We start from the raw sequence: 14,118 nt of genomic DNA on the forward strand, positions 1-14,118 counted from the left end.
ATCATGAAGATTTTTAAACAAATAACTCTTTTATGCACAGTTATTCTTCTGATGTCTTGTGATAATAATCAAAGTTTACAAGAATATTATGTGGATAATCAAGGTGACAAGGAGTTTGTAGCTGTAGATGTTCCAACTAGTCTATTTGCTAATACAGAAAAATTGACTGAGGACCAGAAAAAGACATTGGAAACCGTTAAGAAGATCAATATTTTAGCGATACCTAAGAAGGAGGAAAATCAAACAAAAATAGAGGCTGAAAAAGCTAAGATATCTAATATACTAAAGGATGAAAAATATCAGCTTTTAATGAAATATGGTGGTGGAAACTCTAAAATGACTTTGTATTATACTGGTAGTGAGGAGGCTGTAGATGAAATTATAGTTTATGGTGAAGATGAATCGAAGGGGATGGGAATCGCTAGAATCTTAGGAGATAATATGAATCCATCAGATATTTTACAATTGGTGAGATCTCTTCAAAAAGGAGATATAGATATGAGTGGTCTGGAAGGTATTTCCAAGATGCTTTCTAGTGACCAGTTGTAAATCAAACAGTGCATTGCACAACAACAAAAAAGCCCTTGAAAATTTCTTTTCAAGGGCTTTTTTGTTGCGTATAATACAGGTATTAAATACCCGTATAGTTTTGTGGAGTAATTACTTTTAATTCATTTTTGATCTCCTGAGATACTTCAAGAGTTTCAATAAAGTCTCCCATACTTTGTTTGGTTATAGCTGCATTGGTTCTTGTTAAACCTTTAAGTGCTTCATAAGGGTTTGGATATCCTTCTCTTCTTAAAATCGTCTGAATTGCTTCTGCTACCACAGCCCAGTTATTTTCAAGATCTATCTTTATTTTTTCTTCATTTAAAAGAAGCTTGTTTAAACCTTTCAGCGTAGACTGAAATGCAATAAGAGTATGCCCAATAGGCACACCAATATTCCTTAAAACAGTACTATCTGTTAGATCACGTTGTAATCTACTAACAGGTAATTTAGAAGATAAATGTTCGAAAATAGCATTTGCTATTCCCAGGTTTCCTTCACTGTTTTCAAAATCTATAGGATTCACTTTATGTGGCATTGCAGAAGAACCTACTTCTCCTTTTTTTATACTCTGCTTAAAATAATCCATAGATACATAGGTCCAGAAATCCCTGTCAAGATCTATTAGGATCGTGTTAATCCGTTTTAGGGCATCAAACAATGCTGCCATATGGTCATAATGTTCAATTTGAGTAGTTGGAAAAGAATGATGCAAACCTAAAGTGTCTTGAACAAAACTAGATCCAAATTTTTTCCAATCTATTGTTCCATAAGCTACCTTGTGAGCATTAAAGTTTCCTGTTGCACCTCCAAATTTAGCAGCATTTGGAATGTTTTTCAAATACTTTAATTGTTCATTCAATCTGGTAGTAAAAACTTTCATTTCCTTCCCTAAGCGAGTAGGGGAAGCGGGTTGCCCATGCGTCCTTGCTAATAATGGAATATTTGCCCAGTCTTCACTTAGGCTTTCTAATTTTTCAATTATTTCGGTAAGTGCTGGAATATATTCGTTAGAAACTGCTTCCTTTAAACTTAAAGGAACCGCAGTATTGTTTATATCTTGAGAGGTAAGTCCAAAATGGATAAACTCTTTAAATTGACTTAAAGAAAGATCCTCAAATTTTTCTTTTATAAAATATTCTACTGCCTTTACATCATGATTAGTTGTCTTTTCAATTTCTTTGATAGCTGAAGCATCCAAAGATGTGAAATTGTTATAGATGTCGCGCAACTTTGGAAAAACAGAAGTGTCTATATTTTTTAACTGAGGAAGAGGCAACTCGCATAAGGAGATAAAATATTCAATTTCAACTCGAACCCTATATTTTATTAGAGCTTCCTCACTAAAATACGCCGATAAATTTTTTGTTTTTTGATGATATCTTCCATCAATTGGAGAAATTGCACTAAGAGGTGTCATTCAATACAGCTTTTATAAATTAAGGCTCAAAGGTAAGCCTTTAACAATTTTAGAAAGCCAGATCTAAAGATATTTTTAAGTGTATTTATACTGCTAAGGAGAATTTTATTGATAGTGGGGTTTAGCTATTTTGTAATAGGTCCAGCACCAATTTAGGAACACCAATAGTTGCCTGCTCATTAATTATAATCGTAGAATCCCGAGGGCGTATTGCCGGTTTGGGGTCTACAAAATATATAGGTACATTTTCTTCAACAAAATCCAACAAAGCTGCTGCCGGATATACTTGCATAGAGGTGCCTACGATTATTAATATATCTGCATTTTGGACGAGATCTGCTGCCATAGGAAACATGGGTACTGGTTCTCCAAACCAAACCACATGTGGACGTAATTGAAAGTTGTGTTCACAAAAATCACCAATTTTCACATCATTTTTCCAATCCATTACCAAATCATGATCAAAAGTGCTCCGCACTTTTAATAATTCGCCATGAAGATGAATAACTCTGGAGCTTCCTGCTCGCTCGTGCAGATCGTCTATGTTTTGAGTGACAATGCTCACCTTATATTTGGCTTCCAGTTTCACTAAGGCTTTGTGAGCCTTATTTGGAGCCACTTTTAGTAATTGTTTTCTGCGCTGATTGTAAAAATCTAGTACTTTCTCGGTATTTCTATCCCAGCCTTCGGGAGAAGCAACTTCCATGATATCATGTCCTTCCCAAAGTCCATCAGAGTCACGAAAGGTCTTAAGCCCACTTTCTGCACTAATTCCGGCACCGGTAAGAATAACAATATGCTGCATCAAAAAATAGATTAAAACCTGAAATATCAAGAAATTAAGTATTAAGATATAACTTAAAAACAGAAAAGAAAATTATGAGAATAAAAAAACCGATCAGAATATGATTTCTGATCGGTTTAAGTAGCGAGAACGAGATTTGAACTCGTGACCTCTGGGTTATGAACTTGAAGGTTAGATTATGTAAATCGAACTAAAAGCATATAACCTATATCATTTACAGATCTTTATATTATATTTGTATTCAATTTTACTTGAATGGAAAGTTCCTATTATGTACTTATTCTGTACTAATAAAATTGAAAAAATTCTGAGTAAATTTAAATTATGGCGAGCATCAAAATTGTATTAAGGAAGAATATGATTAAAAAGGATGGTACAATTCCACTTGCATTGAGAATTAGTGAAAATTACAAGACTAATTATCATTGGTTGAGCCAATATGTACTTGAAAAAGATTGGGATAAAGTAGCAGGAAAAGTTAAAGCGAGCCATCCAAATTTTAGAAAGCTGAATAATTTTTTGATGAAAAAATTAACTGAAGCAAATGATATTTATTATGATTCTAAAGTAAGCATTACCCCAATACAAGTTAAACAAAAATTAAGAGGTCCAGGAGGATCCAGATCTTTTTTTGCAGTAGCTGCTGAGAGAGTTCAAAATAAATATGACACTGGCATATTTTCGGTAGCGAAATCAGAGCTATCTGGTCTCTATAATTTAGAAGAGTTTTTGAAAGTTAAATCTTCTTCAAATAAAACTACAGTCGTTAAGGGAATCATGGACCGCCGCAAGAAACGGATAAGTAATTCGAAAAAACCGGGATACTCTTGGAATGATGGGGTAAATGATTTCAGAAAAAATAAAAATTTGAAGTTTTATGACATAGATCAGGCATTTCTGAATAAATATAAAATCTTTTGTGTTTCTTATCTTGGTCAAAGCAAAAGAACTGTTACCAATCAGCTTATTTTCATTAGGACAATGTTCAACATCGCCATTAAGGAAGGAATAATTGCTCAAAAATATTATCCTTTCGCCGGAGAAAAAGAAAAAATCCGAATTGGTTCTGGTAATAAAATAGGATTGACTATAGATGAAGTTGAGAAAATTGAAAATTTAAATTTTGAGAAATTTTCTTTTATCTGGCATACTCGTAATATTTGGTTATTTTCCTTTTATTTTGCCGGAATTCGTATATCTGATGTTGTTAAATTAAGATGGACAGATTTCAAAAATAATCGGCTCTATTATGTAACTCAAGTTTCGCACCCATTGTTTACAGGCTTTGAGCGATAATAAATAGCATGAAAACCAAGGGAAACCCTTGGTTTTACTGTATCTTTAGGTTACCACACATAAAGTACAAAACATGCTACAACACGAAGATATTGCAAAAACCCAAGAATTAAAAGGAAAGTTTACTAAGGTTTGGGTGAGTTCAGAATATTTACAGTCACATCTGAATATTTTAGGTTTTGATAAAATAAAAAGCCGGTTCAGTTGGTGCAAGAAGGCAGGTTTTTCATTCGAGAGCTTGATCTCTACGCTTTTAATTTTACCACTTCTTGGAGTCAATTCCATTTATGGACTTACAGCCAATAAGGGCACGGAATTGAGTAAATGTGGAAAAGATTCGTACTATCGGATTCTAGCTAATCAAAAAATCAACTGGAGAGCTTTTTTGGCTCAGTTCGTAAAGCAGTATTTATTGAAAGATGAACTTTTCACACCTTCGGCAGCCGCTACAAGATGCTTGATCTTTGATGACACGGATCTTCCAAAAACAGGAAAGACCATTGAGGGGGTCTCAAAGATCTACAACCATGTATCAAAAACCTACTACTTGGGCTTCAAACTATTTGTGGCAGGGTATTGGAACGGAAGTGTTTTTATCCCCATCGATTTTAGTTTGCACCGTGAGAGCAAGACATCCAAATTAAAATATGGCCTAACGGCAAAGCAGCGCAAGGCCCAAAAGAAGACACCAAGATGTAGCAAGACAGTTGCGGCAAAGAGGTATAAGGAACTCAATAAAAAGAAGACAGACCTAGTAGTGCAAATGTTCTCAAGGGTTGTAAAGCGTAAAATCCCAGTAGACTACATTTTAATGGATACCTGGTTTACAAGTGTAGGGTTGCTTAAAAAGTTGCGAAGTATTTGTGAGACGGCCCATATTATTGGGATGTATAAATACAATAGTAAAATTGAAGTTAAATCAAAGGTTAGAACATTGTCACAGCTCAAAAAACAGAAAACAAAACCAAAGCGGTGCCGTAGATTTAATTACCACTACCACCACTACATAACTGAAATTGATGGACTTAAGGTTGCCGTGTTTATTTCAAGACGTGGAAAAAACGGCAAATGGCACACGTTGATAACGACTGATACAGCATTAAAATTCGTAAAAGCAATTGAAGTATATAGTATTCGATGGTCAATTGAAGTCTTCTTTAAAGAAGCCAAACAGCTCTTTGGGCTAGGGAAATGCCAGTCCACCAATTTTGATGTTCAAATTGCGCAAATAACAATTACAATGACCCAGTATTTACTCACAAGCATCCGATACAGGATGGAGGCTTATGAAACCATAGGCGGATTGTTCAGAGATTTGAAACAAGATTATATCGAAAACAAGTTAAATATCAGGATATTAGCAGTTGTCGACTTAATACTGACCGTTTTGGAAAAACTAGTAGAATCAATTGATATTGAATATATTACCTGCCAAATAATATCAAATATTGAAGATTTTGGATTAATAACAAATACTCATGAATTTAAATATCAAGCTGTTGCATAAAACTACTCTGGTGCGAAACTTGAGTTATGTAATGAATAAAAATGAAAAAGCATTAAGTCTTAAAATTCCCGATAAGGCTGAGTGCATAATTAATTACTATAGAGAAGACCAAAAAATTAATAATGGATATTTATTTCCTTTTTTAAAAGATATTGATTCTAAGGATTCAGAAAAAATCTATATTAAAACCAAAAATGCTACTAAGCTTTTGAATAAATATCTTAAGAAGATTGCTCAGCAAAGTGGCATAGATAAAAATTTATCCAATCATATTGCTCGACATAGTTTTGGAAATATTGCAGGAGATAGGATACATCCTCTAATGTTACAGAAACTTTATCGTCACAGTGATTTAAAAACTACTTTAAATTACCAGGCCAATTTTATACATAGAGATGCCGATGAGGCATTAGACAGTGTAATAAATTTTTGAAATTTAATGAAAAATGTCTATCTCGATAATTGAGTAGTGGTCAGTTCTGTCTAGCAAATTTCATCAATTAAGATGATATTAAAATAATGTTTAGAATTTGCAATTCATTTCTGATAAAATCTTAAATTTATAATTATTAAGTTTTTACAAAGCTCCATACTTTAAGTTTATTTCCTTTCTCCCCCATAATAACATCTATTTTCCCCAATAGATAGGTATATAATTTTTAGTTGAATTTACCGTCATTTATAAATGGATAGTTAGTTCGTCTACAGTTATCATTTTTCTAAATTAATTTAGTGTTCTGACTTTCAATTATATAATATGTTTGGAGCCAATGATTTTCCGGTTTATCGCCAGCTCGATCAGATGGACTGTGGTCCCACCTGCCTAAAAATAATTACAGATTTTTATGGAGGAAATTATAATTTGAATTATCTCAGGGAAATATCTTGTCTTCAAAAAGGAGGTGTGTCTCTGGCAGGTCTTTCCGATGCCTTAAAACGAATAGGAATCGATTCCATAGGGATTAAGGCAACTATTCATGAGCTTCTTCATGAAGTGCCACTGCCTGCAATCGCTCATTGGTCAAACAATCATTTTTTGGTAGTGTATAGAACAGATAAAAGGAATGTATTTGTATCAGATCCTGCTCTAGGACGAATGAAATACTCTCATGCTGAATTTCGAAATAGCTGGGTAGAAGAAAATAATGAAGGCGTATTGCTCTTGGCTGAACCTAATCAAAATTTTTCTATACAAGATTTAGAAGATATCAAAGCGCAGGGTTTAGGATTTCTAATCGATTATCTGAAACCGTATAAGAAATATATCTATCAGGTTTTTCTAGGATTGTTCATCGCTTCTGTTGTTCAATTAATCTTACCTTTTCTTACTCAAAGTATCGTTGATTACGGGATTAACTATGAGAATATTAATTTTATATCCCTCATCGTTATAGCACAGCTTTTTTTATTTCTTGTAAGATCTGCTTCAGGAATAATCAGGGATTGGATATTGTTACATATTGGAACTAAGGTTATAATCGCAATGATTTCTGATTACTTGGATAAAATTTTAAAACTTCCCATAGCCTTTTTCGATTCTAAAACTACCGGGGATTTTATGCAGCGCATTTATGATCATCAAAGAATAGAAGAATTTTTGAGTGGTAGATCACTAACAATTCTATTTGATCTACTCACAATTTTCATTTTTGCTATTATCCTGGGAATTTTCAATACTTCCATTCTAATGATTTTTATTACTGGAACCTTTTTGTTTATGGGATGGTCATTGTTATTTATGAAGAAAAAGGAGGCGCTGGATCATCAGCTATTCGATTTAAACCGAAAAGATCAGTCTTTATTCCTTCAAATAATATTAAGTGTTCTGGAAATCAAACTAAATAATTCTGAGGAAAGAAGAAAAGCTGAATGGAGGCTAAATCAAACCCAACTTTTTGGGCTGCAATCAAGTATTTTGAGAGTAGATCAGGCACAAATCAATGGAGGTAAATTTATTAATGAATTTACGAGTATCCTTATTATATTCTGGTCTGCAAAGGCTGTAATAACAGGAGAAATTAGCTTAGGTACTATGCTTGCGATTCAATTTATCGTTGGAAGTTTATATGTTCCCATTTCAAACAGCATGGATTTCCTTGTAGGTTATCAAAGAGCCAGACTTTCTTTAGATAGGTTATCCGAAATTCATAATCAAGAACCTGAAGTTAAAAATGCTTATAGCGGATTTTATATGGATCCTGGTGACATAGTCTTTAAAAACGTAAGTTTTAAATTCAATCCCGTAAGTTCAAGATCTATACTTCATAATATTTCTATAACCATAGCTCAAGGTAAAGTTACTGCCATTGTCGGTGCCAGTGGTTCGGGTAAAACAACACTTCTGAAATTATTACTAAAACTTTATAACCCCATTGAAGGAAAAATTAGCATTGGAGATCAAAATCTTGAGAATATTAAAGCAGACAAATGGAGACAGGTTTGTGGCGCGGTATTACAAGATGGAATACTTTTCAATGATACCATAGAAAGAAACATTACAGAATCTAAATCCCAAGAGCCTGTGAACCAACACGAAATTGAAAAAGCAGTGAAACTGGCAAATTTGTCGAATTTCATTGATGAACTGCCATTTAAATATCAGACTAAAATTGGGGAGCAAGGCCAGCTATTAAGCGGAGGTGAAAAGCAAAGATTACTTATTGCAAGAGCAATTTATAAGAATCCTGATTATCTGTTCTTCGATGAAGCAACTAGTTCTCTGGATGCGGAAAATGAAAAAGTAATTACTGAAAATTTAAATCAGTTTTATAAAAACAAAACTGTAGTCATAATAGCTCATCGATTGTCCACGGTAAAAAATGCGGATCAAATTCTAGTCATGCATAAAGGCAAGGTAGTCGAAGAAGGTAATCATCAGGAACTGCTATCACGGCAAGGTTTTTATTACCAATTAATACAGAATCAACTTTAAAATAAATACTATAAAATGTTTAATTCAAATAAAGATAGTAAGCTTGAAAAGGAGCCTGGATGGATATTACGCTACGGTACTATCTTTATTTTTGTAATGTTAATTCTTATACTCCTTTTTGCTTCCTTCTTCCCATTTAATGAAGTGGTTGAAGGAAATGTCATGGTTACTTCAGATAATCCACCAGCACATATTAAGGCAAAAAATACTGGAAAGATCTTGGCAATTAATTATAAAGCTGGAGATACGGTTATTAAAGGTGATATTTTAGGTGAATTAGAAAATAACGGAAATAGAGAGGATATTCTTTATCTTAAAAATCAACTAAAGAGTTCCTTAGTTGAAATTTACTCTCTTGAAGTTTTATCAAAAACTTTTTCACCACAATTGCATTTAGGAAGCGATATCCAATTGTATTATAATACTTTTTGGAATAATTATCAGCAATTGATATTAGATGAATCTCTTCAGGATTTTAATATTTATGATGAACAGATCAAAGCAGAACTATTCAATCAGAAAAATTCAATTCAGAACAAAAAAGAGGAATTAATTACTATGGAAAGAAACCTGGATGTTTCTCAAAATAATTTTGGTAGATATAAGCAGTTGTTTCAAAAGGGTGTGATATCTCAACTGGACCTGGAAACAACAGAAAAAGAACTTTTAAGTGTACAACGGCAATTTTATTTATTAAAACAAGAATTTAACCAGTTGAAGTTAGAGAATAGCGGATTTCAAAACAAACAAAAACTGACCATACACAGTTCTGCTAGGAATAAAAATAAATTAGAAATGGATTTAGAGCTATCCAGGCAAAATTTACTTAATTCCATTACAGAATGGGAAGATAAATATCTTCTAAAAAGCCCTATTGAGGGACGGCTTTCATTTTTCGAAGTTTGGGGAGAGTATCAGAATATTACCGAAGGCGAAAATATTTTCACGGTGGTTCCTTTAATTCAGCAAAACCTAATCGGGAAATGTGAAGTACCATTACGAAATTCTGGTAAGCTTAAAGCCGGCCAAAAGGTAAATTTGAAACTTGAAAATTATCCATACCGTGAATGGGGCCTGGTAAGAGCGAAGGTAAGATCGATATCTGAAGTACCGAAAATAGGTGAAAATCCTGCTTATATTGTTTATCTAGATATTGGTAACCTTAGGACATCGTATGGTAAAAATTTGCAATTTCATCAAGAGTTGAAAGGTACTGCTGAAATTTTGCTTAATGAAGTAACGCTTATGGACCGGGTCTTTTTTCAAGTTCGACATTTATGGTCAAATCAGGAATTTTAAATGATAAGGAATGATCTTCTCTTCTCTAATACAATATTTTCGATTCCAGGCCTTTATCTGCCTAGCACTCGTATTTTGTGTAACTCAGATGGGATTTTCACAAACTATAAACACTAAGTCACCTTCTGACTATTCAATTACTACCACTTATGAGCAACTGCATATAATAGAAGCAGAGGCTGCGGAAGCATCAAAATTTGATGAACTTCGAAATATAATCAGAATTCATGTAAGCAAGTCAAAAAAAGAAAATAATCCTATTGAACTTGCAAGGGCATTCTACCATTTAGTTTTTATTGAAGAGCCGCAGCTCGCTTTAGCTTATGCAGATTCTATTATTTCTATTACGCAAAATAGTGATCATAAAAGTTATCCTACACTGGGATACACCCTTAAAGCAAATTTGTTTTATGATCAGGGAAAATTTCAACCTGCACTTGATAATTATTTAAAAGCCTATAATCTGGCCTTAGAAAAAGAAAACAAAGAAGACCAAGGGGAAATATCACTGGCAATCGCAGCAATTCGAAATATTAATGGTCAGCATTATGCCGCCGCTGATCTATATAAACGGTCCTTAAGCTTATTAAAGCAGAATGATAATTTTCCTGATGCGTATTATGAAGATTACTCCACCTTGTTATATAATCTTTCCCTTACTTACTTAAGATTATCACAAATAGACACTGCAAAATTTTATGTGCGAAAAGGTTTGAAACTGGCGGAATCTTTAAAAAAAACTGATGATTTCAGGGATTTCGTGCTTGTTGATGCCCAGATAAATTACTATCAGAAAGATTACAAAAAATCAAAAGATAGCTTGTTGAAATATATTAATAAATTAGAGGGTACCGAGAGAGCAATTAAACTTTATTACCTAGGAAAAATTGAAAAATATTTGAAAAATGATAAGCTTGCAATGGCTTATTTTAAAGAAATAGATTCTATTGTTTCCTTATCTGGGGATCCTTTTGGAGAAGTTAAGGATGTTTATCAGCAGCTTATTATCTTTTCTGTTCTTGAGGATAACGATAAAGAGCAAATTGAATACATAGAAAAATTGATTCATAATGATAGCATATTATCATCGGCTCAGGAAAATGTGAATAATCAGGTTGTAATAGCATATGATATACCCGATCTTAAACGGCAAAAACTGAAAGCTGAAAAACAATTAGAAGCAAAAACTTTTTATATAATTGGAATAGCTGTTTTTGCAGGGATTGCTATTTTAATCGGTATTTACTTTTTCCTCCGTTCAAGAAACATAAGAAAAAGATTAAATATTTTAATGGAAGGTGGTGAAGTTCAAATATATGAAACGAAGCAAGTTACTGAGCACCCATCTTCGGTACCAATAGAAATTAGAAAAGAGATCTTATCAAAACTTAATGCCTTTGAAAATTCAGACCGATATTTAAATAAAGATCTTGATTTGTCCAATCTAGCCAATGATCTAGGCACTAACACAACATACCTTTCAACCATTATTAACCATTACAAAAAAGTGAATTTCCCCAATTATCTTAAGGATCTGAGGATAAGAGCCGCCATCAATCGCCTTAGCAAGGATCCAGATTTATTAAAATACAATCATCAGGGCTTGGCAGAAATTTTCGGATTTAAGACAGGAGAATCTTTTTCCAAAGCTTTTTATAAGAAAACTGGAGTTTCTCCTTCAATGTTTTTAAATGAACTAAAATCGAGGGAAACTAGTCGCCATTTATAAATGACGGTTTAAATTTTTTGCTGATTGTGTTCATTTGTGATTACTTAGTGAGTGTAAATTTTTATTAATCAAATACTTAAATTATGAAAAAAGTACTAAAAGATTTCAAAGGAAGAGCACTGAAGAATTTGGATAAAATTCGAGGTGGGGGAGAGGATGGGCCTATAGATAGGGACAAAATTAAAAGACCCAAGGCAGGAGTATAAATTTAATCGTGTCATTTTCCTAAATTCCCGAGTCAAATTTAATGGCTCGGGAATTTTTAAAACTACAGTTATGAAGACATTTAAGAAACTTTTTCTGACCAATTACCTGATCCTGTTACCAATATTTTGTTATTCTCAGGAAAAACAAATTAACCAGTTGATATATCCCAATATTAATGGGGAGATTAAACATGAGATAAAATTTGGCGTAAAAGTTACAGATGATTTTTATAACCTAAACGATATTGAAAATGAGAAAATTAAAGAGTGGTTCAAATTACAGGATTCTTTGGCAGAAGCATATTTTGATACCATTGAATCAATGCAGAAATACCTGGAAAGATTTAAACAACTTCAAAATATTACTCAATCTAAAGTGAGTATGATTACTGTAAACGAGACTGGAAATTATTTCTACTTGAAAAAAGATGACAGTCTAGGAATGGAAAAATTATTTTATAAACAGAAACTTGATGCCGAGGAAAAAGAATTATTCGATCCTAACCATTATGCTAGTGGGGATAAAGAGATCAGCTACCTTAAACCTTCTTTCGATGGAAAAAAAATAGCCATTGGATTTAATGAAAATAATGATTTTTCCAGTAAGATTAAAATATACGATTTGGAAGCAGGCAAATTCCTAAATGATGAAATAACAAATATAAATCCTGATTTTGGCGGAATAGAATGGCTACCAGATAACTCTGGTTTTATCTATTTATATTTTCCAGAGGTTGACACATCTAAGCCAGATTTTAAAAAAAAATCGTTTTCAGTACTACATAAAATAGGGGAGGATAGTATAAATGTTACACCAATTTTTGGATCTGATACAAATTTAGAAATTTCAGCAGATTTTTATCCTAAAGTAAAGATTGGCTCGAGCAAGGATAAGTTTATTATTGGATATGTGGCCAGCTCAGATGATTATTATGACAGTTTTATCGCTGAAATGAGTGATGTTATTAATGGAAAACCAGATTGGAAACCTTTTTTTAAAAAGGATGATAAAATATACTATGACCAAGGCGAAATGCGCGGGGAAGAGTTTATTTTCCGCCAAGGAAAATTGAAGGGAAATAGCTTAGCAAAGATAAATATTTCAAGTCCAGATTTTAATAATCCCATTATCTTAGTAAAAGGAACCAAAGACGATCCAATTACAAATTTTGGATTAACTAAGGATCATATATTATTCACAAGATCTTTGTACGGTGCAAATGTTTCCTTATTTAAAATAAGTTCTGGGAATCAGCTTACCGAACTCGACCTTCCTTTTACGCCAGGCTTTATCTCTTTTTTTGGAGAATCTCTTTCTCATAATAACATGGGATTAGGATTGGATGGCTGGACTTCGGATTATATCCGCTATATAATAGATGAAAAAGGTAATGTTCAAAAAGAGCTTCTATCAACTGAAAGTGAATACCATGACTTTGCAGATATTATTTCTGAGCAAGTAATGGTCAGCTCGCATGACGGAATAGAAGTTCCCATGTCATTGGTATATAAAAAAGGGATCAAGAAGAATTCAGATAATGAAGTCTTCATTTTTGTTTATGGAGCTTATGGTGAAAGCTTGAGCCCATTTTTCTCTCCGATTTTTTTAGACTGGGCGGCACAGGGAGGAATTCTAGCATTTCCGCATGTTAGAGGTGGAGGGGAGAAAGGAAAGGAGTGGCATGAACAGGGCATGAAAAATCTAAAATATAATTCATGGAAGGACCTTATAGCTTGTACGGAAGCTTTAATATATATGAATCTTACTAAAGAAGGTTTGATTTCTTTATATACAAGCAGTGCGGGAGGTGTTACCGCAGCAATGGCAGTTAATGAACGACCAGATCTTTTTTCATCTTTTATTGCTGAAGTACCGCGATTAAACCCTTTTGGCCTTGAATCTTCCAGTACGGCAAGCAGTACAAGTTATCTAGAATATGGAACTGTAAAGGACAGTGCAGAATATGCGGGACTAATAAAAATGGACCCCTATTTAAATATTAAACCTAACACCCACTATCCAGCTACGCTTATAATGCCAAGCTACAATGATGACCGGATTCCTCTATGGGATAACGGTAAGTATATCGCCAAGCTTCAGAAATACAATACAGCAAATACAGCTATTTTAATGGATATAGATTATAATTCTGGCCATGAAACTTTTGGTGATTATAATGAAACGATAAGGCTGTATAGCAAGATTTTCAGTTTTGCCAAATCCAACATGAAGAATTAAAATAGTACTTTCCAGTTAAAATTCAGATTTCCATAATTTATTTTCCTATTCTTTATAAATGACGCCGTTTCTTTATAAATGGAACGTATAGCGGGTTTCAGATCTTAAAAAATAGACGGATATTTAAGATGATACT

At 33.2% G+C, this 14,118-nt stretch carries 10 protein-coding genes and 1 pseudogene; 9 read left to right on the plus strand and 2 right to left on the minus strand.

Annotation, left to right across the window (positions count from 1 at the left end):
* Window positions 1-3 precede the first annotated feature (3 nt).
* Window positions 4-549, plus strand: coding sequence for a DUF4252 domain-containing protein (locus tag H033_RS0110470; protein WP_026838285.1), 546 nt, complete (start codon window positions 4-6; stop codon window positions 547-549).
* 82 nt (window positions 550-631) lie between these two features.
* Here the strand turns inward: H033_RS0110470 and purB are convergent, their stop codons facing one another.
* The gene (purB, locus tag H033_RS0110475) at window positions 632-1,969 is read right to left on the minus strand and encodes an adenylosuccinate lyase (protein WP_026838286.1); all 1,338 of its coding nucleotides are present in this window, start codon (window positions 1,967-1,969) and stop codon (window positions 632-634) included.
* Window positions 1,970-2,090: 121 nt separating this feature from the next.
* Window positions 2,091-2,774 carry an SIR2 family NAD-dependent protein deacylase gene (locus H033_RS0110480; protein WP_026838287.1) on the minus strand — a complete coding sequence of 228 codons (684 nt, stop codon included), beginning with the start codon at window positions 2,772-2,774 and terminating at the stop codon, window positions 2,091-2,093.
* Between the two features lie 324 nt (window positions 2,775-3,098).
* Here H033_RS0110480 and H033_RS19995 point away from each other — a divergent pair, with 324 nt between their 5' ends.
* The 8 genes and pseudogenes from H033_RS19995 (at window position 3,099) to H033_RS0110520 (ending at window position 13,982) form a co-directional block, all read left to right on the plus strand.
* Window positions 3,099-4,070 carry a phage integrase SAM-like domain-containing protein gene (locus H033_RS19995; RefSeq protein WP_081661832.1) on the plus strand — a complete coding sequence of 324 codons (972 nt, stop codon included), beginning with the start codon at window positions 3,099-3,101 and terminating at the stop codon, window positions 4,068-4,070.
* A gap of 73 nt (window positions 4,071-4,143) precedes the next feature.
* Window positions 4,144-5,577 (plus strand): transposase, encoded by a 1,434-nt coding sequence (locus H033_RS0110490; RefSeq protein ID WP_026838288.1) that lies wholly within the window; start codon window positions 4,144-4,146, stop codon window positions 5,575-5,577.
* A gap of 19 nt (window positions 5,578-5,596) precedes the next feature.
* Window positions 5,597-6,010: pseudogene (locus tag H033_RS0110495) on the plus strand (tyrosine-type recombinase/integrase); the annotation flags it as partial.
* Window positions 6,011-6,334: 324 nt separating this feature from the next.
* Window positions 6,335-8,509, plus strand: a complete 2,175-nt coding sequence (locus H033_RS0110500) for a peptidase domain-containing ABC transporter (RefSeq protein WP_026838290.1) — start codon at window positions 6,335-6,337, stop codon at window positions 8,507-8,509.
* Window positions 8,510-8,524: 15 nt separating this feature from the next.
* Complete coding sequence (locus H033_RS0110505; RefSeq protein WP_026838291.1) at window positions 8,525-9,808, plus strand: HlyD family secretion protein; 1,284 nt, start codon at window positions 8,525-8,527, stop codon at window positions 9,806-9,808.
* Between the two features lie 88 nt (window positions 9,809-9,896).
* Window positions 9,897-11,537 carry a helix-turn-helix domain-containing protein gene (locus H033_RS0110510; RefSeq protein WP_026838292.1) on the plus strand — a complete coding sequence of 547 codons (1,641 nt, stop codon included), beginning with the start codon at window positions 9,897-9,899 and terminating at the stop codon, window positions 11,535-11,537.
* A gap of 83 nt (window positions 11,538-11,620) precedes the next feature.
* Complete coding sequence (locus H033_RS22290) at window positions 11,621-11,743, plus strand: hypothetical protein (RefSeq protein WP_262489307.1); 123 nt, start codon at window positions 11,621-11,623, stop codon at window positions 11,741-11,743.
* Between the two features lie 70 nt (window positions 11,744-11,813).
* Window positions 11,814-13,982: a prolyl oligopeptidase family serine peptidase gene (locus tag H033_RS0110520; RefSeq protein ID WP_026838293.1), complete on the plus strand. Its 2,169-nt coding sequence runs from the start codon at window positions 11,814-11,816 to the stop codon at window positions 13,980-13,982.
* Window positions 13,983-14,118: the final 136 nt, after the last annotated feature.

This window comes from Gillisia sp. JM1 (assembly GCF_000424645.1).
In the GTDB taxonomy this organism is placed as follows: Bacteria; Bacteroidota; Bacteroidia; order Flavobacteriales; family Flavobacteriaceae; genus Gillisia.